Raw genomic sequence first — 23,179 nt, forward strand, 5'->3', positions numbered from 1 at the left:
AAATCAGGAGGTATGGCAACATGATCAAAAAGAAGATTCGTGTAGGTATCGTAGGAGGTTCGATGAATAATAAATGGGCCAGTCAAACGCATATTCCGGCTTTGCTCAAGCACTCGAACCTGGATATCACTGCCGTCGGTACCTCTCGTATGGAGAGTGCGCGACAAAGCGCAGAAGAAGTAGGTGCGGCACTAGCTTTTGATGATTCCAAAAAGCTCGCAGCTTCCGAGGATGTGGACATGGTCGTGGTGAGCGTAAAAGTTCCCCATCATTACGAGGCGGTGATGGCGGCAATTCAAGAGAGAAAACATATTTTTTGTGAATGGCCCTTGGGGGCAAACACTGCGGAAGCTGCTGAAATGGCCAAAGCGGCGGAACTGGCAGGCATTCATCATACCGTCGGCTTGCAGGCACGGCAGGATCTTGAAGTGCAAACGATGAAAAAGCTCGTGGAGGGCGGAGAGATTGGTGAAATTATATCCTGTCATATGCAAGTAGCTACTCCCGGCAAAGGAGGACAAGTAAATCAGGACACTGCTTATCTGCTGAATAGAGCCAATGGGGCTAATCTGCTCACGATTAATGGCGGGCATTCCTTGGATGCGCTGCAATACATCGTTGGCGAATTCCGCGAGCTATCGGCCATCACATCATCCCGTTATCACGAAGCCACTATTCAGGAAACGGGTGAAGTCATTTCCAAGGATACAGCCGATCAGATTCTGATTCACGGAATATTGGAAAAAGGAGCACCGGTATCCGTTCACATTCAAGGTGGAGTGAATTCTAAGTTTGAGATAGAGATTCAAGGGAAAAAGGGTATTTTGCGTTTGTCACAGAATCCTTCGCTTGGGCATGTTCAATTCGGGAATCTAACGCTCGAAAAACTTGTGTACGATCCAAGCAGTACGCAGAGTCATGGTCCTAATGGCGCTTTTGAACAAATAAGTATAACTAGAGAGCCTAATATAAGCCTAGATTTCCCAAAAGAAGGGGTAACCCTGAATGTAGCCAAGGCTCATTATGTTTTTGCCGAGGATATTTTGACACACACCCGTCTCGCTCCCGAGTTCAACCATGCCTTAAAGCTGCATCAGCTACTGGACCGCATTGAGGAATCAGCTGCAACTGGGAAAAGGATCGTATGGTAAGGTAGAATTATAAAAAAGAACCTTTAACACCACGATAGATGTGGAGTTAAAGGTTCTTGATCTTTTAAAATCATGCATTCTCGACCTTTATACTGTCATTTTCAACCAAAATAACTTCCGCGTTGCTGATTGGATATAAATTTAATTGGCTGCCATATTCCTCAATGATGTTCTCCACCGCTTTTTTAAACGGGATGTTCGTATGGTGGGGGACTGGATAGAATTCAATTATCCCGAGCGCAACAAAGGAATCCAAAGCAGACGCCTCCTCCACATTGTCCATAAGTCGGGCATATTCGATATTCGGTGATAAAATCATCGAACCTGCAGATTCGCCTATATATAACTTCCCTGCATTAACTTCATCAGCAATGATTTTGTCAGCCCCGGTTCTTCTCAACTCTTGAAGTAAATAAAATGTGTTGCCTCCGGTAATATAAATATAGTCATTTTCTCTAATTTTACTCTCTATTTCATTCAATGTTGCTGTGGCGATTTCGATTTCATCCACGACTAATCCTAAATTCTCTAATGCTTTTTTCCCTGAATCCACATAAAACTTAACTTTCTCTGGAATACTTGCGGTTGGGATGAAGGTGACTTTTTTTCCTTCTAAGTTTTCACCAGCGAAATGGACTAAGCATGGTGCAACATCCTTAAATGAGGACGACAGAAATAATTTTTTCATCTCTTTATTCTCCTTAGAACAGCGTTTAATAAAACAGATATGCAACACTTTAATCTAGGTACATTATAAAATATATTAGTATCAAAACATGACACCATTAGAGCATGACATGAAAAAGAAGTGAACGTTTAATTTCATACTTGATTTAAGCTATTTATAGCTTGAATCTAATAAAACCATATAAAAAAAGGAGACATTACCATTGAATAATATCTCCTTTTTTCAGCTTCATATTCCGTTTTGCAACAATAAATGACTTCATATCTCCGCCGCATGAGGCAATGCTGTTCGCCTTTAGCTAACCCCCGTCGATTGAGGTTGCCGTACAGTAAACTTTCCCGAGCAAAGGTTCGACCTGGCACCCGTAAAAAAGACTCCAACCGCATAGCGATATTTCGCCGATACGGAGGAGTCCTGATGTTGTATTGGTAAATCTTAAAGGATTGATGGTTACGGCGCGGGAGTCTCCGCGTTTATTCCCACTCAATCGTTGCTGGTGGTTTGGAGGTGATATCATACACGATGCGATTCACGTTATCCACTTCGTTTACGATACGTACCGAAATTTTCTCCAGCACATCCCAAGGGATACGTGCCCAGTCGGCGGTCATACCGTCGATGGAGGTTACTGCACGAATACCTACAGTGTAAGAATACGTACGAGCATCGCCCATAACGCCAACACTCTTCATATTCGGCAAAGCGGTGAAGTATTGCCAGATTTCCCGGTCCAGACCGGCTTTAGCAATCTCCTCGCGCAAAATGTAATCCGACTCACGAACAATGGTTAGCTTGTCCTCTGTCACTTCACCCAGCACACGAATGGCAAGACCCGGACCTGGGAACGGCTGACGCCATACAATCTCAGGTGGCAGTCCGCATTCTTCGCCGACTTTACGCACTTCGTCCTTGAACAGGGCATTCAACGGCTCGATCAGCTTGAACTTCATGTTCTCCGGCAAACCACCCACATTATGATGGGATTTAATGGTCTGTGCCGTTGCTGTTCCGCTCTCTACAATATCCGTATACAGTGTACCTTGTGCCAGGAAAGTAAAATCGTCGAATTGAGAAGATTCTTCCTCGAACACATAGATAAACTCGTTACCGATGATTTTACGTTTTTGTTCCGGATCATCAACTCCTGCCAGCTTGGACAAGAAGCGCTCACGTGCGTCAATTTTGACAACTTTCATATCAAATTTACCAACGAACGTCTCCATTACACTTTCGGCTTCACCTTTGCGCAGCAATCCATGGTCAATGAACATACACGTCAGTTGGTCACCGATCGCTTTGTGAATGAGCATCGCTACAACGGAAGAATCCACGCCACCGCTTAAGGCACACAATACTTTCTTGTCGCCAACCTGTTGACGAATCTCACGAATTTGATCTTCAATGAACGATTCCATGGTCCAGTTGCCTTCACAACCACACACTTCATAAAGGAAGTTGCTGATCATCTCGTTACCTTGAACGGAATGACGTACCTCTGGATGGAATTGCACCGCATACAGATTCCGCTCCAGGTTACTCATCGCGGCAATCGGCGCACTCTCTGTTCCTGCATCTAGTGTAAATCCGGTTGGCAGATCTGTAACGTGATCCCCATGGCTCATCCATACGGTTTGACGAGAATCCAATCCTTTAGCCAAGCGAGCATCCTGATTGAATTGCACGTCTGCTTTGCCATACTCACGTTTGCCCGCACGTTCTACCTTACCATCCAGTTGGTGAGCCATCAGTTGCATGCCATAGCAAATACCAAAGATAGGGATGCCAAGATCATAAATTGCCCGATCCACCTGAGGAGCATTGTCTGTATATACGCTGGAAGGTCCGCCTGAGAAAACAATCCCTTTTGGCGCCAGCTCTCTCAGCTTCTCCGCAGGCGTATTGTATGGAAGGAGCTCGCTATATACACCGAGATCCCGAATTCTTCTTGCGATTAACTGGTTGTATTGTCCTCCAAAATCGAGAACTACAACGATTTCATTAGGCTTATTCATTACCGTGCCTCCCTCAATTGTTCGTTTCATTATACGCAACGATAAAACAAGACGTCAAGAAATCAACCGGAGTTGAGTGGGCATGAAAAGATTGTTAAAATGAATTGATTCTAAAATACTCAATCTGTTCGTAGGAGTGTAAACGATGGATGTGCTGAAGTGGATCGCGCAATTGTTCGAAGAATACGGCTACGGCGTCCTTTTTTTCGGCTTGCTGCTTGAGTTTATTGCTTTACCTTTTCCCGGGGAAACCACAATGGCTTATGCGGGATATCTTTCCTATGCCGGCACCCTGGATTACGGTAAACTGGTGCTACTAGCTTTCTTGGGCACAACCATCGGTATGACTATTACCTACTTTATCGGAAAGTGGGCCGGTCTCCCCTTTATTCAGAAATATGGTAAATGGGTTTTGTTATCGCCGGACAAGCTTCAGAAAACACAAAAATGGTTTCAACGATATGGATACTGGCTTATTTTCCTTGGATATTTCATCCCCGGTGTCAGGCATTTTACCGGTTATTTTGCCGGGATTATTGCTCTTTCTTTCCGTAAATTTGTCTTGTATGCTTACAGCGGCGCTTTATTCTGGGTCATCCTCTTTCTAAGCATCGGCAAGCTGTTTGGTCCCCAATGGGATGTCATTTTCCATTTGGTAGAGCTGTATGCACTGCGAATTGCGGGAGCCGTTGGGTTCATGATCCTGCTGTATATTATTTACCGGTGGAGAAGCTTCCTGTTTAGCTCGCTACGCAAATCCGAAAAATCAGTGAAAACCAGCAACAAGGATGACTTGAAGTAGTCAAACTCCTGCTGCCTTACGGTTACGAGTCCTTGCATAATACATTGAAATCACGATAGATATCACAACAAACCCCGCGCCTCCACCCAAGCCCAACATACGCGGCTCCATCATTTCAATCGCCACCCCTGCTCCAAACATAGACAGTCCGATGATACCTTGGCTCCACGCCGTCAGCATGCCCAACAATGGACCCTGTAAATACAATGGGGTCTCCTGCATTAATAATGTATCCAGACAAATCGCCCCCACCCCGCCAGCCAACGAAATTAAGAAGTAAATGGCAACCGCCGCCCATACGTGATAAATACCGCTTAATCCCATAAGTAAAATCCCTTCCAACAAAAGGCACACCAGTCCTCCCTTCAACAAAGAACGACTGAATAAACGCCCTATTGCATAGCTGGCAACCAGACCCGCGCCCAAAGCGGCGTAAAACAATCCGATCCCGGCATCGCCCAGCCTGAATTCCTGCACTGCATATACACTGATCAGAACATTATCAATGCCATTGAGCATGGGAACCAGCAACTCAAATGCAACAACGACTTGGAGAGGAACGGATGCACGAATACAGTCCAACATTCGCGATCTGCTCCGGTTTGGATGATCTAACAACGAAGGGCTTTTATGTGGTTTAACACAGGAATCCTCCCTGTTTATTTTCTCCTTCATGACAGGTGGGAATGCAATATTGCGAACGATCAGACCTGCGGCAAAAAAACTTGCTGCGTTCAGTATAAATGCGGCTTGTGGTCCAAAGAGAGCAGATATGATGCCTCCGGCAGCAGCACCAACGACCAGCACCAGCCCACTCATCACTTGCTCAAGACTGTTCACTTTCAATAACTCCGACGGACGAACAAGCAGCGGGATGGATGATTTACGAGCAGGAGCATACACCGCTTCTCCGCAAGCTAGAAGGGTACTAACCCCATAAATGATCCATATATCCTCAGGACTATGAACACTTAAAAAACCAAGGGCTACCAAGCCTCTGAATAGATCCGTGGTCATCATAAGTGTACGCCGGGATATGCGGGTAATAAGCACACCCGCCGCAGGTGACAGGACTAAAAAAGGAATCACTCGCAATCCCAGCATGATACCTACGCTGAATCCTGAACTAGTAAGCCGATAAATCAAAGCCAACAAAGCGATCTGACAGAAACGGTCTCCAATTCCGTTAATGATGCCTGCGGCAAATAACTTCCTGTATTGCCTGTCTAACATTTTAAACAGCTCCATATCGATAGAATTCTTTTATTATATATAAATCTAATTAGTTATTTGTCTAATTTATAAGTTTACTATACAACCGTCAAGGGATAAATCCATATATTCAGAGCATACTAAGCCAAGAAACTCCAATATCGGAGGATTTTACGTATGCCAAATCAGAATAAAAGTTGTCCAGTTACTCATGTGTCCTCTAACTTGAGGGATAATGTAAACCATATTGAAAGCTCCTTTGGAAACAGCGGAGATTTAATCATTAAAGAGCTATTATGGATGCAAAAATGGCCAGCGGCTTTGTTTTATATCAATGGTCTGATTAACACTCAATTACTCCATGATTCCGTTCTGCGTTCATTAATGCGGGAAAACGAACATCATGTACCAGAGGGCGCGGAACCATTCGACTATTTAAAGGATCAAGTATTGATTGCTGGTAACTCAGGTAGTTTGGAGGAAATGGATATTACTGGTGTTTACTGTACTATCGGGAATAGAGGCTTTTAGTCGCGTTAGTGAGATGCTGTTATCTGTATATGTATTCATTTTCTGTGGTAACGGCTTGATCATTCCGCTTCTATTATGGGGTGTTTATCTCTGCAAGCAAAAGTGGAAGCAGCGGCAAAATATATCTAAAAATTAAAAAAAACCTTTTGAAACCGACACGCCTGAAAGCACGATCCGGTTTCAAAAGGTTTTCTTTGGTTCTTCACTTACGCCATATCCTGAATGTATGCCAGCGCAGCATCAATATGTCCTTTCACTCTTAAACCACGCCATTCATGAATTAGGATACCATTTTCATCAATAAGGAACGTAGACCGAACTATGCCCATGTACTGCTTGCCGTACATCTGTTTTTGCTGCCATACACCATACGTCTCAGCCACCTGATGCTCTTCATCAGATAACAACTGAAAAGGGAGTCCGTACTTTGCAATAAACTTGTCATGCTGTTTGAGTGGATCAGGGCTTATCCCCAGAATCACCGTGTTCAAGCCTTCAAACTCCGTATGTTTATCCCGAAAATCACAAGCCTGGGTCGAGCAACTAGAGGTCAAATCCTTGGGATAGAAATACAACAATACCCTACTGCCTCGATAATCAGACAGCTTGACACGCTTTCCCTCACTCCCAGGCAATTCAAAATCCGGTGCCGGTTGTCCAATAACGGTAAATGTCGTGGACATCTCATCATCTCCTTTCTTGTGGGGGTTCTTATGTGATCCGCCCTATGAGCCTGCGCCCCTGTAACGGCGAATCCCCCAGTTCCATGCCAGTAAGCCCAAGGTCAGAAAGACAATCCCCATCACAGGAGTTAAGAGCGCCATATGGCGCATGTCCTCTCGGTGAAGGAATAGGGAGGCTGGATATACACCAACAAAAGCAAACGGTAGTATCCAAGTCAGCACAACCTGAATGGCTCGGTTATAGATCGTTACTGGATAACGTCCGTAGCCCTGAATATTGTACATGAGCGGGATAATTCCTGTAGGCGCATCCGAAAAGAATGAAAGAGATGTCAATATGGTGTATATGCCCGTATAGATCGCCACGGCACTTAGGCTCAAAACGATCAGCGCTGGTACGAACCACCACTCCATAGCCAAATCCATCTGTGCCCCGCTGATTCCCATAATAATCAGACCGATCACTGAGCCCACCAGTGCAGGCGGATCCACATTTTCAAGGAAAATCTGGAACAGATTATACGCGGGACGGGTCATTACCCGGTCGAGTTCACCTTTCACAATGTAACGCTCGCTAAAGTTCCAAAGGTTGACAAAACAACTGAATAGTCCGTATGGAACCATGAAAAATCCATAAACGAACACGACTTCATTTTCACTCCAGCCGCCCAAACTGTCTGTATGCATAAAAATAACCAGGATAAAAATAAGATTTGTGGCCTGAAACAGCAGGTCTGAAATCACTTCTACCCAAAAGTCGGCCCGATAGGTGAGCCGTGACTTCATGTAATTTTTTAAATATTCGCTAATGAGACCCAAATAGTACATCATCGGCTTACCCTCCCTGCACGAACAGACGTCTGCGCGCCAGTCGCCAAATGATGATCATCGGCACGAGCAGAACGACCAGCCAAATGATTTGGATACCCAGTACATTCCAGATGCCAACGCCTTTTACACGTCCCGTAAATACAGAGCCCGGCAAATAGGTAATCGCCTGAAACGGCATCCATTGGGCGATCGTCGCCAGCCAGCCTGGAAACAAACTGATTGGCAAAATCAACCCAGAAAACAGATCTACAACTACGCGCTTCATACGCATCATGCCCTCATTATTTTCGATAAAAAAGGCCGTTAACCCCGTAATAATATTGATCTGAGTGTTGATCAGAAAGCTGAAAAACAGCATGACCAGAAAACCAACCCAGGCTACCGGGTCACTGGGGAGTGTCACTGGAAAGAGCAGCATCGCAATCGCCATGCCTGGAATCATAAACAGCAGAAAACGGAACATTCCCTCGCCGAGTCCTTGCATAAATTTAACAAGTACATAGTTATAAGGTCGGATCATCTGAATTGCAATGCTTCCATCACGTATATCCGTCGAGATTTCACGATCCAGATTGTTAAAATAAAAGGCTCTCGCCATCCACGATACTGCTACATACGTCGTCATCTGAGCAGCGGTAAAACCTCCAATGCTACCCGCATCGCCATATATCGCTTTGTATGTGAAATAATATACGCCAATATTCATGCAATAAATAAGGATTCCTGAATAATAGTTCACACGATACGCAAGCATCGTGAGAAATCGGATACGAATAAAATCGGTGTATACGCTAAGCATGAACTTTGGCCTCCACTATCGGATTGCCCTGGCGTTCAGCCGAACCAGACTGATAGATACTGCGGACGATATCATCCGTGTTGGTTTCAATGATTTTGATATCCGTAATATCCGTGCGACCGACTACGCAAGCGAGAACATCCGATACATTAATATGAAGAGGAATCCATACTTTGGCAGCCAAATCATTATCCATCGTCCAAGCCAGTGGCATATCAGCAGTCCATGCCTGTAATTGTTCCAACTGGGTCGATGTGCCGAACTGGAACCGCACTTCTCGACCTGTCCCCCAACGCGCCTTCAGATCCTCCAGACCACCATCATAAATGATATTTCCATCATCCAGCATAATGACGCGCGAGCACAGCGCTTCAATATCCTGCAAATCATGGGTTGTCAGCAAAATAGTCGTACCATAATCCCGATTCATGTCCTTTAGAAACTCGCGGATTTCGGACTTTACCATAATATCGAGCCCAATGGTCGGCTCGTCCAGAAAAACAATGGACGGATTGTGCAGCAAGGCTGCTACCAACTCACAGCGCATCCGTTGCCCGAGACTAAGCTTGCGTACCGGGCGGCTTAGCAGATCCTGCAATTGCAGTCTCTCTACCAGCTCATCCAGCCTGCGTTTGAAGTCCATAGCCGGAACCTGATATACTTTCCGCAGGAGTTGAAAAGACTCGATCACACCGATGTCCCACCAAAGCTGGCTGCGCTGACCGAAAACAACACCAATGTTGCCTACAAATTTCTCGCGTTCCTCATAGGGAACATAACCGCCTACCTTGAGATGTCCCGATGTCGGCACGAGAATGCCTGTCAGCATCTTAATCGTGGTGGACTTTCCGGCGCCGTTCTCACCGATATAACCGCATATTTCTCCTTGCGGAATACGGAAGGATATATCTTTGACCGCGGCTACCTCGTTGTATTCGCGGGCGAATAAATCAAGGAAGGCACCTTTTAAGCCCTCGCGATTTTTTTGAACCTTAAATGTTTTGCGCAGATCCTGCACATCAATTGCCAGCATGTTATACCTCTCAATCAGGATTTGTAAAATCCATAGTTAAATTGATTGTGCTCCAAAAAGAAATTATAATGTAATGAACTGAAAAGCGAAAGGGAGAGCATCCATGACAAGCAGAACCAAAAGGACGATATGGTCGGTTCTAGCCGTGGTAATCGTCGCGATTGTCGGCTTTGCCGTGTACTATTTTACATCCATTTATAATCAGCTGGATAATCTGCATAAAGAAGGCGCTAACTCCCCCTTCAAAAATGTAAAGCAGGTCGATCAGGTTCGTACGCCAGAACCGCCCAAGTGGGAAGGTACCGATATGGTTAACATTTTGCTGATGGGTGTCGATGGGCGCGGTATCCAGAAAGGGGAAGTTCCCCGATCAGACAGTATGATGGTCGTATCGCTGGACCCCGTTAAGAAAAAAATCCACCTGTTCTCTATTTTGCGTGATACGTACGTGGATATTCCCGGCTATGGAAAAAATCGAATTAACACCGCCATTACTCACGGACCCAACACAGCCATGAAGACGGCTGGCGATCTGTTAGGCATCCCGGTGCAATATTATGTGTACACGGATTTCCAGGGCTTTATCAAACTGGTGGATGCCGTAGGCGGGATTGATTTTGAAGTGGAAAAGGATATGCATTATACAAGTAATGCGGATAAACATCAGTACGATATTGATTTGAAAAAGGGCATGCAGCATCTAGATGGCAACACGGCGCTTCAATATGTGCGGTTCCGCCACGATGCAATGTCCGACTTCTCCCGATCAGGACGGCAACGCGCATTTTTGGAGGCAATAGCCCAGAAAATGCAGACCACGACTTCCATCGCTAACTTGCCAAATATTTTAGAGCAGGTTAACCCGTTCATTGACACGAATCTCAGTGTTAACGATATGTGGAAGCTGGCAAATGTGGGGTACCAAAGCAACTTTGCAGGCAGCGAACAGGTTCCACCGATGAAGATGCTCGGAGAAGAGAATGTGGGCGGCGCGGCAGTTCTTACTGTCCGCGATCCGGAAGAACTGAAAACGTATGTGCAGGATATATTTAATAATCCACCCGCACAAACACAGGAACAAAATAAGGATCAGAATGAAACGAAACAGCCAGACAGTGCATCGTCTACCAAGAAGGATAAAGCTTCTTTTACAGGGGGCAGTAAAACCAGTAATGAGGATGCTTCCACACAATCAACAACAAAGACAGGACAAAAAGAGCTATAATGATGTATGCAGGGGCAGCCGTGAACGCTGCCCTTTGGCGTGTGTATACCCTATTTTAATGAACGGAAAGGAAGTTTTTGATGATGAAACGGGAAAACTCCGAAGCACTATATAAAGAAGCCCTGGAGCATATTGTCGGGGGCGTTAACAGCCCTTCACGCTCCTTTAAAGCTGTGGGCGGCGGCGCTCCAGTATTCATGAAACGCGCTAAAGGTGCTCATTTCTGGGATGAGGATGATAATCGGTATATCGACTATTTGGCGGCTTATGGCCCTATTATTACTGGACATGCCCATCCCCATATTACTAAGGCTATCAGCGAAGCGGCCGCGAACGGCGTATTGTACGGAACCTCAACGGTATTGGAAATCAAACTGGCCAAGATGCTGAAGGAAGCAATTCCTTCTATGGACAAGGTCCGGTTTGTGAATTCTGGCACAGAAGCGGTTATGACAACGATTCGTGTTGCACGGGCCTATACGAAACGGAACAAGATCATCAAATTTGCCGGCTGCTACCACGGTCACTCGGATCTGGTACTTGTTGCCGCAGGCTCCGGCCCTTCCACGCTAGGCATACCTGACAGTGCAGGCATTACGACCAACATTGCGAGCGAGGTTATTACCGTACCATTCAATGATCTCGACGCGTTACGCCAAGCCTTGGAGCGTTGGAGCGACGATGTGGCGGCAGTCATGGTCGAGCCCATTGTCGGTAATTTTGGCATGGTCATGCCGCAACCCGGTTATTTGGAAGGGTTGTGCTCCATGGCGCGTGCGAACGGCTCACTCGTCATTTATGACGAGGTCATTACCGCATTCCGATTCCACTTCGGTTCCACCCAAACGTATGCAGGTTTGGACAACCATGATGCGATTCAGCCAGATTTGACCGCGCTGGGCAAAATCATGGGCGGTGGTCTGCCGATTGGTGCCTACGGCGGCAGCAAGCACATCATGGAGCAGGTTGCCCCACTCGGCCCAGCTTATCAGGCGGGTACGATGGCGGGCAACCCTGCGTCCATCTCGTCAGGCATCGCCTGCCTTGAAGTCCTTCAAGGGGAAGGCGTGTATGAAGAGATGGAACGTCTGGCTGTGAGGCTGACGGACGGTATCCAGTCCTCTGCCGAACGCTACGGCGTGCCATTGACGATCAACCGAATTCGTGGAGCGTTCTCGACGCATTTCTGTGATCATCCGATCACGAATTACGCGCAGGCGCAGAATACGGATAGCGAAGCGTTTGCATCCTTCTTCCGTCACATGCTGGATCGCGGTATTCATCTGGCACCATCCAAGTACGAAGCCTGGTTTCTCACAACAGCGCATACGGATGAAGACGTGGATACTACGCTGGAAGCGGCGGACGATTCGTTCCGGGCGATGTCACAAGGTAAGTAAACTAAACAGTAAGTTGATAAAATATGAATAGGATAAGAGCTGGAAGTAGTCTTAGGGATGGGTATCCGACCTCTGGGACTTCGTTCCGGCTTTTTTTCATTTCACAACTGTACCCGTACAGTTGCAGATTTTATGGATTGTATCAAGTTATGCCATCCGGGTATATTGAGAGAACCACAGGTTAAGGTCATTATTACGGAGGTTTATTATGAACAGTCGTTCCAGAAATGGAGCCGCCTATCTGGCAGCTCTCAGCTATGCAGCTATACTTGGATTTTCATTTTTATTTGTAAAATTGACAGTCACAGAGGCGAGCCCGCTGGATGTGATCGCCCACCGCTTTGCGCTGTCTTTTATCGCTTTGACCATTCCCGTGTTGCTCGGTTGGATCAAGATCAACATCAAGATGCGTGACATTCTGCGCATTTTACCACTGGCGCTGCTCTCGCCATTAGTGTATTTTCCACTGCAAGCCTTCGGGCTGATGAGCACTTCTTCATCGGAAGGTGGAATTATCCAAGCAACCGTTCCCATCTTTACGCTGCTGTTAGCTTCCTATTTTATTAAAGAGCGTACAACGGTAGTCCAGAAGATTTCCTTACTGCTCTCTGTCTTTGGCGTGGTTTTTATATTTGTGATGAAAAGCGGAGCACCGCTAGCATCCAATAGCTATGGCGGTATTCTTCTGCTCGTGCTTTCTGCGATATGCCTATCTGGCTATAATGTGCTGGCACGACCATTAACACAAAAGTACAACCCAATGGAATTGACCTACGTTACCTCTATTTTGGGATGTATCGTTTTTAACGTGGTGGCACTGGGATATCATGCCATAGACGGCTCCATGAGCGCCTATACCGCTCCACTGGTGAAGCCTGGTTATTGGATGGCACTGATTTATCTAGGCATTCTGTCTACCCTCGTCACCTCGCTGTTATCGAGCTTTGCCTTGAAGTGGATCGAAGCCTCCAAAATGAGTGTGATCGGCAATTTATCCACCCTCATTTCCATGATTGCCGGTGCTTACATTTTGAAGGAGCAGCTCGCCTACTATCACATTATTGGGGCTGTGATGATCATTATCGGCGTGTTGGGTACCAATTTCGGAGGACGAAAAAACTTCACGCCAATCAAAACAACTTTGGCAAAATCACAAAAAACGGGCTAAAAATAGACACTCATTTGCCTGCAAAAAAAGAAATCTCCAGGCTGCGCAATTCCAGCCGAGAGATTTCTTTTTTCATTTCTTAGTCTTCGTCGCATTAGATAGGGTACGCCATGACACTCATTAACGCCAATTCCGGCTGTGTCGTGTCCAATCTGCTATATTGTACGATTATGGGCACATCGCTAGTGACCGTAATTGCGTAAGGAATACCTACCGGAATCCGTTCGTCGGTTTTCTCCAACGAGGCTGTTCGGATATGACGGGTTCGTCTTCCTTCCACCACCTCGATCAATCCCTCCAATGGCTCGCGGTCTTCAAAATAGATGTCTATACTCAGATTTGCCACACGGCTCCCACAATTCAGCACGCATATACTCTCATGACTGAGCAGCCCTCCCCGGCTTTCCGGTGGAATATACCCATCGGGGATGACCCAGAATAGGCTACCTCGCGGCTGATTAGCCACCTTATTCTGAGAAAGTTCAGCATTTCCCATACTATTGGCCTCCTTTACTCATAATACTTTTTGGCGCTTATCCCCCTTCTTCTAGCCGTACGGATTCTCCTTGGTACGCAACAGTTGAGCCAGAAAAGCAAGCGCCAATCCCTGACCCCATCCCTGAATGCGTTTGTATGGAACGTTTCGATAGCCGTCAATATCGTTCATCACAGCAGTTCCCGCGGATACACCCGTTACTGTGCCGTCGTCCTTAATGCGGGAAAGAATACCTTCGATCGCCTTTTGGGTGTATTTGTTAAACAATCTTCCTTGCATAAGCAAGGCGGTCGCAATTCCTGCCGAGCCCGAGGTTTCCAGATAAGAGGTATCATCGTTCAGCACCGTATGCCACAGCCCTTCTGGGGATTGCAGCCGCACCAGTGCATTGAGCTGGTCACGCAGCGAGCCGTCGATGATCATATAAGATGGATGCTGCACCTCCACAAGTTTCAGCGCTTTTGCCATCGTGAGGGCTGCCCATGAATTGCCGCGCGCCCAATATATTCCTGACATCCGGCTTTGATTCGCATGATCCCATCCGTGATAATACAGATTCGTATCCGGGTCCTGCAAAAATTCTTCATGCCCGTGATATTGACGAATTCCATCCTCCCAATACTCCTTGTTGCCTAACAGATGACCAATACGCAGCAAATAATAACCGGCCATAAACATCGTATCCACCCATGCTTGCTGCGGAAATACATCATGAAGTGAATTCACCGTATGCTGGAAAATGCCGTCGGCAAACCGCTCCGCTTTTTTGGCCAAAAATTCTGCCATCTCGATGGCAATATCAAGGTATTTTTGCTCACCTGTGGCCTGATAAAGCGTCAACAAACAGTGCCCGACAGAAACGCCGTTCACCGAGAGAGACGGAAGCCCATCCTCGATATTTTCGTCTACCCATTCTTTTAGCTTGGTCAGATACTTTTCGTTCCCTGTCGCTTCATACGCTTCGCATACTCCGTAAAAGGCTACTCCGCCCGGCCAATCCCAGCTGTAGTGCATTTGAAAGGTGCGTTCTACTACCCGGTCGATCACCTGCTTAACTTGTTCTTCATCAAAAATCAATGCAGGCATTTCCACGTCTCCCCCTTTGGTAAGTTTCACGTGAGTTACCTCCTTGACGCCCGTACATGAAAAGGTCGTCCTTCAACGTAAATACATGCGCAGCGGTTGCAAATCCAGTTCCTTCACAGCATCCACCACCATGTCTGCAATACGAACCGCGCCATTCTCATGAAAATGCGTGTTATCCTCTAAGCCGCCGGAAAAGTTCATGTATTCACCAGGCAGCAACCACATAAAAAGCTCTTTACTCTCTTCGGGACCCAGCTGCTCATATAACTCCTGCGTGCGGGCAGACAAATCAATCAGCGGTACATTCGCTTCTTCCGCCAGCTCACGAACCGCTGTTACATAGTCACCATGTGTGTCAGATAGCGTACCATCCTCGTTAAAATAGCGACGATGTACGGGCGTGACCAGTACCGGTGTTGCCCCATGGCTTCTTGCGCCGTCGATATAGAGGCGAAGATGCTCCTTGTAGGTTGTAAAAGGCTCTGTAGCCCGCTCCGGATCAGGCTTCTGATCATTATGACCGAACTGGATGAACAGGAAATCTCCTGCCTTTATTTCGCCCAAAATGACACCCAGCCGTCCTTCGTCCATGAAGCTTTTGGAGCTTCGCCCCGATACGGCATGATTATCCACGCAGACATCATGCTTGAACAAGGCGGGCAAAGCCTGACCCCAGCCTGTATACGGATAGCCGGATGCGTCCTGATCCGTAACCGTGGAATCTCCGGCTAGGAATAGCCGGAGATTCTGTGGCGCTGGCGCAATCTCCAGCGCATTGAGCCGTGGCGCGGTGCCTGACACGGTGAGGCGCAGTTTGCCACCCCGGACAGGCACCGCAAACAGTGCTTCGGTGAACTGGCCCGGCAGCGTGTGCACTGGGGGAAGCATGTGCTTGCCTTCACCAGCCTTGAGTCGTGTGAGCGTTTCCGCCTGCGAATCGCCGACCAGTATAGTGACGAGATACATCCCGTCCGGCACATCTGCAACAAATGCAGCGTTCAGTGGAATACAAAAGCTGCTTCGCAGCCGCGTGCGTGCATCCTTGGCTGCACTCTGCCTTTTTCGACCATACACATGCTCCGTAGTCTCAAAGCCATAGCCCTGTTCAGTTGTATATAAGCAATCCGGGGACACTCCCTTGTAGCCATCTGCAGGCTCCCCCGGACCAAAATCAAACTTCCACAATTTACTCACCTCTCAGCCATCGCCCTCAAATCCCGTCCATTCAATCATACAATCCCGGATGCCTTCCATTTCCACTCGTAAGCTTCATGTCCTCACGCTATGGATTTTGGATCTTACCCCTTCAAACCACTCGTACTCATTCCTTCTACAATTTGTTTCTGGAATGCGAAGAATACAGCGATAACTGGAAGCAGGCTTAGGATAGACATCGCGAACATTCCTCCCCAGTTGGAAGCCGACTCGCTGTCGAGGAACATCTTGAGTGCAATAGATACGGTATATTTCTCTGGCGAATTCAGATACAGTACCGGACCAAGCAAATCCTCCCACTTCCAGTAGAAAGAGAAGATTGCCGCTGTAGCCAACGACGATTTAAGTAAGGGTAAAATAATTCTGAAATACAGCCGGAACTTGCCGCATCCGTCAATCGTCGCCGCCTCATCCAACTCTGCTGGAATCGTCCGTATAAACTGCACCATCAGAAAGATGAAGAACGGCATCCCGAAGAAGGAGGGTACCACTAACGGTAAGATCGTATTGATCCAACCGAGCTTGGTGAAAATAATATATTGCGGTACCAGTACCACATCCCCTGGTAGCATAAGCGTCACCATCATCAAAGCAAACCACAAGTTACGCCCTTTGAATTTCAAGCGTGCGAAGCCAAATGCGATCAATGAGGAGGAAAGCACAGCTCCAATCGTTGAAATCACCACGATCGTGAGCGAGTTCAGAATGTACGTGCCAAAGTTGTAGCCAGTCGTCCCTTTCCAACCTGTTACATAGTTTTGCCAGATCCATTCTGTAGGGAAAAGCGAGGATGCCGTGACGAATATCGTCCGACTTTCTTTAAACGAGCTGAACAGCATCCAAAAAACGGGATAAAGCATCAGGAGCGCCAGTGCAGCAACCAGTATGTGATAAATTGGCCATTTGACCGTTTTCCATGCCATCAGTATCAGCGCCCCTTTTCCGTTTCATAAAATACCCAGTATCTGGAGGTTATAAATAAAATCGCTGTCAGTATCCCAATCATAATGAGCATGACCCAAGCCATGGCTGCCGCATATCCCATGTTGCTGAACATAAACGCCTGCCGGAACAGATACAGTGAATGCAGCATCGTTCCATCCATCGGGCCTCCTTCGCCCTTAGAAATAACATAAGCCGGGACGAAGGTCATAAAGGCGCTGATCGTCTGCATAATCAGATTAAATAGAATAATGGGGCTAAGTAACGGCAGCGTAATACTGAAAAATTTTCGTACTGGCTTAGCACCATCTACACTGGACGCCTCGTACAATTCAACAGGAATGTTCTTCAAACCTGCCAGAAAAATCAGCATAGAGGAGCCAAATTGCCATACGGACAGGGTGATCAGCATCGTAAGCGAAGCATCCGGATCACCAAACCATTTCACCGGGGTCGCCCCTAGAGTCGAAAGCAGGCTGTTCACTATGCCGTTATTACTGAAAATGTTCCGCCACATAATCGATACCGCAACGCTACCTCCGATAATGGATGGCAGATAGTACATCGTCCGATAGGTGCCGACCATGCGCGATTTGGTATTCAAAATCATAGCCACAAACAGCGCGAAAATCAGTCGCAACGGTACACCGACCAATACATACGTAAACGTGACCCTGATCGAATTCCAGTATTTCGGGTCTCCTGTGAACATCTTTTCGAAGTTACCCAGACCAATCCATTTGGGCGGGGTGAACAGGTTGTAGGTGGTAAAGGACAGATACAGCGAAATAAACATTGGAATTAACGTAAACGCCAGAAAGCCCACAATAAAAGGGCTGATAAACGCATATCCGGTCATATTGGCTTTCAAGCTCTGATGATTTCGCAAGCTCATCAAGCCTCCCTTCTGTTGCATTTAAAGAATTAGTAAAACTTTATGATGTCAATAATTCGTTGTTATGAGAATAATATAGTGATGTCTGCAAAGGGTGCTTATGCAGTTGGTTCGTCGAATCAACCGTGCGCAATCATGCTTTGGACTACGCACGGTTAACTTAACGAAATGTTCCTTCGATCCTATCGATTCTTATGCTAAAACGTTGTCAGATATCCAGAGGCCTTATTGCGCTTATTATTGCTTGTTATTCGCAAGGATGGTATTCGCATCAGCCCGGAATTTGGCCGCTGCGTCTTCAGCCGTCATCTGTCCGAAATTGACCTGCTCAATATAATCGGTCAGAGTCGCAATCACTTCCGGCGATCCGACTGGTGGCGGCGGGCTCATTGGAGAAGCCTTCGGCTCCATGGAAGCTACAAATTCAAACACCTGCTTCGTAGGCTCGCTCAACTCTGGTGCAACAGCTTCCTTGATTTTGGCGGAAATCGGCACGCCCCGTTCGCCTTTAATCAATTTATTCGCTTCTACATCGTTCATCCAGAAATCAATAAACTTAGCGGCTTCATCCTTCACCTGTGAACGGGAAGCAACCGTCCAGTACATCGTAGGCTGCATATATACGCCTTTTTCCATATTCGGCCCAAACATCGGAGCCAGTGCCATTGGGCGGTTAACGACCTGCTGTAAGCCCACATACTGATTGGACCACTGCCAAATACCGATACCTGTTCCTTTTACGATATCGGATTCCTCAAGAATCCCCTTGGTCTGGTTCATGATTTCAGGAGGCGGGGTCGCTCCCTTCTTAATCAGATCAGCCAATCCGCTGAAGAAGTCAACAAACAGCTTATCGTCGTCATACCCCAATCCTGTTCCTTCCGCATTGTAGAGAGTTTTTCCTTGCGTACGCAAATAGTAGTGGAAGAAAATATCGGCAGCCATCGAGCTGTCAAAGTATACTTTATTGGAACCAGCCTTTAAAGCCATTTCTTTGTATTGATCCCATGTCCAGTTGTCAGGAATTTTGTCTATACCCGCTTTTTTGAGCAACGCCGGGTCATACTGGAAACCCAGAACATTAACACCGGTTGGGATACCATATTGCTTTCCAGCAATTACGCCGGTTTTGAGTACATTTTCGGTCACATCAGCGACCTGAATTTTTTGATTCAAGTAAGGCGCGAGATCCTCCAGCTGACCATTTTTCGCATATTGGCTAATGTACGAAATGTCCATTTGCACGATATCCGGCAACTGATTAGCCGCAGCCTGCGGAGCGAGTTTTTTCCAATAGTCATCGAAAGAGGCATATTCCACATCAATCGTTACATTTGGATTTTTCTGCTTATACAAATCAACGACCTTTTGCGTGTATTCATGACGCGTATCCGATCCCCACCAAGCGATACGTAACTTTACTTTCCCGTCTGCACTTGTGCCCGAATTGCCGCCGCCCGCTCCGCTACATGCCGTCGTCAAAACGAGCAGCATAGCTATGATCAGAAACCATCCCTTTTTGCCCACCTATCTCTCCCCTTTTCGCTGTTCTAGAAAGGAGCCAAATTACGAGTGACAACGCACTTTCGCAATTTTGATAGCGTTTACATTAGCTCCTGTTGTTATTTTCCCAAAAGCCGAGAAACATTGGAATACACAAATCAGGTTTCCTAGGTTTAAAAAACAGTGGGACTCCATACGCTCATCCCCGTTCATGTGATTTAATGTACTCGGAAGGCGTCATACCCGCCCACTTTTTGAACACCTGGCTAAAATATTGTGCGTTCCCACCGAAGCCGAACCATTCCGCCAGCTCAAACACCTTCACGTCTCCCGTCTCCCGAATATGCTCAGCCGCACGTTCGATCCGATAACGATTGACGTAGTGTGAGAAGTTTTCCCCCGTCACCTTTTTGAATATCTTCCCTAAGTAGTCGGAATTCATATACAGCATTTGACCTGCCACTCCGTTCAGCGACAGATCCGATTTTCTGTAGTTTTGCTCAATAATAGTGATCATTTTATCAACGGTGGAAGATTGGCGATACACATTACTTTTATAATAGATTGCGGTCATTCGTTCGGCAGCTTCTTGTACAAAAGATTTGAGACATGCCAGCGTTTTTTGCTCTGCCAGCACCACCATTCGGCTCGTAAACGCCGCACGCTCTTCTTCGGGGCATATACGGATCATAGCGGCATAGAGCTGAAGCACATAGGAGCGGGTCACGGAAATTTCCAGCTTCATACGGGACAGAATACCGAACAACCGATCCACTTCCTGTGCAACCTCCACCGTATTTCCAGCCTTGATCAGCAGACCGAACTTCTCCTCGTCCAGCTCCAAATCTGCCATCTCCCGGGTATCCTCAGCCGCTAAATCCTCCTTCGTAATCAGACTGCCTTCCCCGGTGTAAAACCGGTGATTCATACAATGCAGTGTCTCCCGATACATCCCCCGTGAATGCTGCATACTATCCGACTCACTAACTGCGACCGTTACCTCCAGCTTGTAAAAGCGATGAAATGTCGCACGTACCGCTTCAATCTGTTTCATAAACCGTGACGTGTCATCCTCGCTTTCCAGCACAATGAGCAATTGCCCCTGCATGGTCGTACTGAGCAAGACATCATCCATTAAATCTGCTGCTATATTTTGCAATGCAAACAAATGCTCCGGCTCATGGGATTCCTCCACCCGCAGCAGCAGCATTCGAACCTGCTTATCTTGCAATTCAAGTCCGAATAACCGCTCATAAAAAGCGATATCGCGGCTACCGTAAGTTTTATAGGAAATAAACTCCTTCAAAAAGTGTTCCTTCACATGAGGCAGCATACGCTGAAAATCTAGCTTCATCCGGTTTACAAACTGCTTGCGTTCTTCCTGCTCTTCCCGCTCCTGCCCCAACTCGGTCAGAGCCTCATGAATTTGCCGCTCATTGCATGGCTTTAACAAGTAGTGCTTCACCCCGTATTGCATGGCCCGACAGGCATAGTCGAAATCTTTGTAACCAGACAACAGAATGAAACGGACGTCTGGAAAATGCTCCGTCGTTTTGGCAACCAGTCCGATGCCGTCCAATCCAGGCATAGAGATGTCGCTAATCACAAAGTCAGGCGGGCTGGCCTGAATCTGATCATAAGCCTCAATCCCGTTACGTGCCGTACCCACCAATTTCGTTCCCGCTTTACCCCAATCAACCACCTGCGATATGCCTTCCAAAATCATACGCTCATCATCAACCAGTAGCACCTTGTACACGACCCTGATCCCCTTTCACATATGGAATACAGACATGAATCGACGTTCCTGTTCCTGACTCGCTATGCAGTTCTATCCCCCAAGGTGTACCAAATGTCAGGTTAATCCGTTCTTGAATATTCGTAAGTCCAATGCCCTGCCCACGAGTCGTGACCTGCCCGCTCCGCAGTTTTTCCAAGAAATCCGGCGTCATTCCCGGTCCGTCATCTTCAACTCGCAGAAATAGAGCCCCCTCGCTTTCTCTCGCAATAATAGCAATCCGACAGGGTTCAATTCGCGGCTCCAACGCATAATGGATGGCATTCTCCACCAAAGGCTGAAGCGTTAGCTTCGGAATTTGCGCATCCATCAGTTCTTCCGGGACATCCAGATGGAAAACGAGACGCTCATCAAAACGTGTTGTTTGGATCGTTACGTAGCTCCTTACAATATCCAGTTCTTTTCGAAGCGGAATCAGTTGCTCTTCAAAACTGACCGCACTACGCAATAGAAAAGCAAGTGCTTCCACCATCTCTGAAATCCGATCCTGCTTGTTGGCCTTGGCGAGCCAGTTCACGGATTCCAGCGTGTTGTATAAAAAATGTGGATTAATCTGTGCTTGTAGTGCCTTTAGCTCTGTTTCCCTCAGTAATAGCTGCTTGGCAACATTTTCATTAATGAGCTCACGAATGCGGCGAATCATTTTCTTATATGTCCGATGTAGCAAGCCTACCTCGTCCTGTGTGGAAAGGGGGACCGCGCCAAGTGCTTCTTCTTCCAAACGGTCGAGATCGCCTTTTTCTATTTTACGCATGTTCTGGATTAGTTGAACGATCGGTTTGGTAATGCTGCCTGACAACCTAGCTCCCAGTGCCAATGCAATAAGAAGCATAATGACAAAAATAGCGCTTACAACTTCTTTAATGATCGTAATGCTGCGAAACATATCATCGAAGGGGGTCATATGCAAATACGTCCAACCCGTATAAGAGGATTTGATTTGAGCAGCGAAAAAGGTTCCTCCTGAGTAGGTCGCAATCCCGTAAGGCTGCTTCCGACCAAGCTCGGCCTGAATATCACTCTCACTCAATAGTGGTGTTTCGGGATAAATCATCCGCCTTCCATCTGTAATCATCAGTTGTCCGTCACGGCCGGAGGTTTGCACGCGGTCCGCTACAATCCGGTCAATTCGCACACGAATCGCAAGCGTTCCGAGCCCATTCAGCGTAAAATTGGAATCGGTAAAGGATTTGAACTGCCGAGCTGCCAGCAAGGAGGAATGGCCTGCCGCATACCATGCATTGGAACCGTCATGTTCGTCTGCCAGCTCCGACAGGGTGGATCGAAGTTCTTGGGGAATACCTTCGCGGTTGCCCGCACTCATGACCTGTCCCTCTTTATCGATCACTATCATAGAATAGACATAGGTCTCAGAGCCGGCAAAGGCGACGAGCCTATTCGTTATTTTTTTACGCAGCACCATTTTGGCATAAGGTGACGTTTCCTTTTCCAATTGCAGCAAATAACGTTGAAGCTGCTCGTCCGTTGTTACCTTGAAAGTAACTTTTTCCACATCCTTCAACTCATTTTCTATACCGATTGAAGAAATATTGAGTACTTCGGATGTTTTTTTGTACATTTGATTATCATAAATATGAAATACGTACTTAAGTATGACTGCAACTACTGCAAAATTAACCAGCATAAGCACCGTAATCAGTAGTACCATTTTATGATGGATTCCAGCATTTTTGTAAGCGCTTTTAAAG

General features: G+C 46.8%; 21 protein-coding genes. 6 read left to right on the forward strand and 15 right to left on the reverse strand.

What is annotated here, in order from left to right:
- Window positions 1-20: 20 nt before the first annotated feature.
- Window positions 21-1,151 (forward strand): Gfo/Idh/MocA family protein, encoded by a 1,131-nt coding sequence (locus MHB54_RS09065; protein ID WP_023987033.1) that lies wholly within the window; start codon window positions 21-23, stop codon window positions 1,149-1,151.
- Between the two features lie 70 nt (window positions 1,152-1,221).
- Here the strand turns inward: MHB54_RS09065 and MHB54_RS09070 are convergent, their stop codons facing one another.
- Window positions 1,222-1,839 carry a Type 1 glutamine amidotransferase-like domain-containing protein gene (locus MHB54_RS09070; protein ID WP_023987032.1) on the reverse strand — a complete coding sequence of 206 codons (618 nt, stop codon included), beginning with the start codon at window positions 1,837-1,839 and terminating at the stop codon, window positions 1,222-1,224.
- A 473-nt stretch (window positions 1,840-2,312) separates the two neighbouring features.
- Window positions 2,313-3,851, reverse strand: a complete 1,539-nt coding sequence (gene guaA / locus MHB54_RS09075; protein ID WP_023987031.1) for a glutamine-hydrolyzing GMP synthase — start codon at window positions 3,849-3,851, stop codon at window positions 2,313-2,315.
- A 145-nt stretch (window positions 3,852-3,996) separates the two neighbouring features.
- Between guaA and MHB54_RS09080 the strand changes: the two genes are divergently transcribed.
- Window positions 3,997-4,653: a DedA family protein gene (locus MHB54_RS09080; protein ID WP_264454177.1), complete on the forward strand. Its 657-nt coding sequence runs from the start codon at window positions 3,997-3,999 to the stop codon at window positions 4,651-4,653.
- Here the strand turns inward: MHB54_RS09080 and MHB54_RS09085 are convergent, their stop codons facing one another.
- On the reverse strand, window positions 4,654-5,886 hold the full coding sequence (locus tag MHB54_RS09085; protein WP_264454178.1) for an MFS transporter: 1,233 nt from the start codon (window positions 5,884-5,886) through the stop codon (window positions 4,654-4,656).
- A 156-nt stretch (window positions 5,887-6,042) separates the two neighbouring features.
- On the opposite strand from MHB54_RS09085, the gene MHB54_RS09090 reads away from it, so the two are divergent.
- Window positions 6,043-6,396 carry a spore germination protein gene (locus tag MHB54_RS09090; RefSeq protein WP_068939403.1) on the forward strand — a complete coding sequence of 118 codons (354 nt, stop codon included), beginning with the start codon at window positions 6,043-6,045 and terminating at the stop codon, window positions 6,394-6,396.
- 206 nt (window positions 6,397-6,602) lie between these two features.
- Here MHB54_RS09090 and bcp read toward each other — a convergent pair whose 3' ends face one another.
- The 4 genes from bcp to MHB54_RS09110 are packed head-to-tail and all read right to left on the reverse strand — an operon-like array spanning window position 6,603 to window position 9,742.
- Window positions 6,603-7,079, reverse strand: coding sequence for a thioredoxin-dependent thiol peroxidase (gene bcp, locus MHB54_RS09095; protein WP_076160646.1), 477 nt, complete (start codon window positions 7,077-7,079; stop codon window positions 6,603-6,605).
- A gap of 42 nt (window positions 7,080-7,121) precedes the next feature.
- Complete coding sequence (locus tag MHB54_RS09100) at window positions 7,122-7,910, reverse strand: ABC transporter permease (protein ID WP_080710685.1); 789 nt, start codon at window positions 7,908-7,910, stop codon at window positions 7,122-7,124.
- 4 nt (window positions 7,911-7,914) lie between these two features.
- Window positions 7,915-8,709 carry an ABC transporter permease gene (locus MHB54_RS09105; RefSeq protein WP_023987024.1) on the reverse strand — a complete coding sequence of 265 codons (795 nt, stop codon included), beginning with the start codon at window positions 8,707-8,709 and terminating at the stop codon, window positions 7,915-7,917.
- A complete protein-coding gene (locus tag MHB54_RS09110) occupies window positions 8,702-9,742 on the reverse strand; it encodes an ABC transporter ATP-binding protein (RefSeq protein ID WP_264454179.1) in 1,041 nt (346 codons plus the stop codon). Before MHB54_RS09110 ends, MHB54_RS09105 begins: the two co-directional genes overlap by 8 nt.
- A gap of 103 nt (window positions 9,743-9,845) precedes the next feature.
- Here MHB54_RS09110 and MHB54_RS09115 point away from each other — a divergent pair, with 103 nt between their 5' ends.
- The 3 genes from MHB54_RS09115 to MHB54_RS09125 all read left to right on the forward strand — a co-directional run bounded on the left by MHB54_RS09115 (window position 9,846) and on the right by MHB54_RS09125 (window position 13,535).
- Window positions 9,846-10,967 carry an LCP family protein gene (locus MHB54_RS09115; protein ID WP_023987022.1) on the forward strand — a complete coding sequence of 374 codons (1,122 nt, stop codon included), beginning with the start codon at window positions 9,846-9,848 and terminating at the stop codon, window positions 10,965-10,967.
- 83 nt (window positions 10,968-11,050) lie between these two features.
- Window positions 11,051-12,367 (forward strand): glutamate-1-semialdehyde 2,1-aminomutase, encoded by a 1,317-nt coding sequence (locus tag MHB54_RS09120; RefSeq protein WP_319640939.1) that lies wholly within the window; start codon window positions 11,051-11,053, stop codon window positions 12,365-12,367.
- Window positions 12,368-12,575: 208 nt separating this feature from the next.
- Window positions 12,576-13,535, forward strand: a complete 960-nt coding sequence (locus tag MHB54_RS09125) for a DMT family transporter (protein WP_053324640.1) — start codon at window positions 12,576-12,578, stop codon at window positions 13,533-13,535.
- A 94-nt stretch (window positions 13,536-13,629) separates the two neighbouring features.
- Here the strand turns inward: MHB54_RS09125 and MHB54_RS09130 are convergent, their stop codons facing one another.
- The 8 genes from MHB54_RS09130 to MHB54_RS09165 all read right to left on the reverse strand — a co-directional run bounded on the left by MHB54_RS09130 (window position 13,630) and on the right by MHB54_RS09165 (window position 23,139).
- Window positions 13,630-14,031, reverse strand: a complete 402-nt coding sequence (locus MHB54_RS09130; protein ID WP_053324639.1) for a sensory rhodopsin transducer — start codon at window positions 14,029-14,031, stop codon at window positions 13,630-13,632.
- A 51-nt stretch (window positions 14,032-14,082) separates the two neighbouring features.
- Window positions 14,083-15,117, reverse strand: coding sequence for a glycoside hydrolase family 88/105 protein (locus tag MHB54_RS09135; protein WP_023987018.1), 1,035 nt, complete (start codon window positions 15,115-15,117; stop codon window positions 14,083-14,085).
- A 72-nt stretch (window positions 15,118-15,189) separates the two neighbouring features.
- Window positions 15,190-16,302 carry a rhamnogalacturonan acetylesterase gene (locus tag MHB54_RS09140; RefSeq protein WP_264454776.1) on the reverse strand — a complete coding sequence of 371 codons (1,113 nt, stop codon included), beginning with the start codon at window positions 16,300-16,302 and terminating at the stop codon, window positions 15,190-15,192.
- Between the two features lie 113 nt (window positions 16,303-16,415).
- Window positions 16,416-17,255, reverse strand: coding sequence for a carbohydrate ABC transporter permease (locus MHB54_RS09145; RefSeq protein ID WP_023987016.1), 840 nt, complete (start codon window positions 17,253-17,255; stop codon window positions 16,416-16,418).
- A 5-nt stretch (window positions 17,256-17,260) separates the two neighbouring features.
- On the reverse strand, window positions 17,261-18,169 hold the full coding sequence (locus MHB54_RS09150) for a carbohydrate ABC transporter permease (RefSeq protein WP_023987015.1): 909 nt from the start codon (window positions 18,167-18,169) through the stop codon (window positions 17,261-17,263).
- Between the two features lie 237 nt (window positions 18,170-18,406).
- Window positions 18,407-19,696: an ABC transporter substrate-binding protein gene (locus MHB54_RS09155; RefSeq protein WP_023987014.1), complete on the reverse strand. Its 1,290-nt coding sequence runs from the start codon at window positions 19,694-19,696 to the stop codon at window positions 18,407-18,409.
- A gap of 175 nt (window positions 19,697-19,871) precedes the next feature.
- Complete coding sequence (locus MHB54_RS09160) at window positions 19,872-21,431, reverse strand: response regulator transcription factor (protein WP_076160626.1); 1,560 nt, start codon at window positions 21,429-21,431, stop codon at window positions 19,872-19,874.
- A complete protein-coding gene (locus MHB54_RS09165; protein WP_023987012.1) occupies window positions 21,409-23,139 on the reverse strand; it encodes a sensor histidine kinase in 1,731 nt (576 codons plus the stop codon). Before MHB54_RS09165 ends, MHB54_RS09160 begins: the two co-directional genes overlap by 23 nt.
- Window positions 23,140-23,179 lie beyond the last annotated feature (40 nt).

The sequence above is a fragment of the Paenibacillus sp. FSL M7-0802 genome, from assembly GCF_038004945.1.
Classification (GTDB): domain Bacteria; phylum Bacillota; class Bacilli; order Paenibacillales; family Paenibacillaceae; genus Paenibacillus; species Paenibacillus polymyxa_B.

Excerpts from the sequence above, each read along its gene's own strand:
- MHB54_RS09110 (WP_264454179.1), bottom strand. The coding sequence starts at position 9,742 with ATGCTGGCAATTGATGTGCAGGATCTGCGCAAAACATTTAAGGTTCAA.
- MHB54_RS09150 (WP_023987015.1), bottom strand. The coding sequence starts at position 18,169 with ATGAGCTTGCGAAATCATCAGAGCTTGAAAGCCAATATGACCGGATAT.
- MHB54_RS09080 (WP_264454177.1), top strand. The coding sequence starts at position 3,997 with ATGGATGTGCTGAAGTGGATCGCGCAATTGTTCGAAGAATACGGCTAC.
- bcp (WP_076160646.1), bottom strand. The coding sequence starts at position 7,079 with ATGTCCACGACATTTACCGTTATTGGACAACCGGCACCGGATTTTGAA.
- MHB54_RS09125 (WP_053324640.1), top strand. The coding sequence starts at position 12,576 with ATGAACAGTCGTTCCAGAAATGGAGCCGCCTATCTGGCAGCTCTCAGC.
- MHB54_RS09065 (WP_023987033.1), top strand. The coding sequence starts at position 21 with ATGATCAAAAAGAAGATTCGTGTAGGTATCGTAGGAGGTTCGATGAAT.
- MHB54_RS09090 (WP_068939403.1), top strand. The coding sequence starts at position 6,043 with ATGCCAAATCAGAATAAAAGTTGTCCAGTTACTCATGTGTCCTCTAAC.
- MHB54_RS09145 (WP_023987016.1), bottom strand. The coding sequence starts at position 17,255 with ATGGCATGGAAAACGGTCAAATGGCCAATTTATCACATACTGGTTGCT.
- MHB54_RS09115 (WP_023987022.1), top strand. The coding sequence starts at position 9,846 with ATGACAAGCAGAACCAAAAGGACGATATGGTCGGTTCTAGCCGTGGTA.
- MHB54_RS09105 (WP_023987024.1), bottom strand. The coding sequence starts at position 8,709 with ATGCTTAGCGTATACACCGATTTTATTCGTATCCGATTTCTCACGATG.
- MHB54_RS09120 (WP_319640939.1), top strand. The coding sequence starts at position 11,051 with ATGAAACGGGAAAACTCCGAAGCACTATATAAAGAAGCCCTGGAGCAT.
- MHB54_RS09070 (WP_023987032.1), bottom strand. The coding sequence starts at position 1,839 with ATGAAAAAATTATTTCTGTCGTCCTCATTTAAGGATGTTGCACCATGC.
- MHB54_RS09130 (WP_053324639.1), bottom strand. The coding sequence starts at position 14,031 with ATGGGAAATGCTGAACTTTCTCAGAATAAGGTGGCTAATCAGCCGCGA.
- MHB54_RS09165 (WP_023987012.1), bottom strand. The coding sequence starts at position 23,139 with ATGGTACTACTGATTACGGTGCTTATGCTGGTTAATTTTGCAGTAGTT.
- MHB54_RS09135 (WP_023987018.1), bottom strand. The coding sequence starts at position 15,117 with ATGCCTGCATTGATTTTTGATGAAGAACAAGTTAAGCAGGTGATCGAC.
- MHB54_RS09085 (WP_264454178.1), bottom strand. The coding sequence starts at position 5,886 with ATGTTAGACAGGCAATACAGGAAGTTATTTGCCGCAGGCATCATTAAC.
- guaA (WP_023987031.1), bottom strand. The coding sequence starts at position 3,851 with ATGAATAAGCCTAATGAAATCGTTGTAGTTCTCGATTTTGGAGGACAA.
- MHB54_RS09100 (WP_080710685.1), bottom strand. The coding sequence starts at position 7,910 with ATGATGTACTATTTGGGTCTCATTAGCGAATATTTAAAAAATTACATG.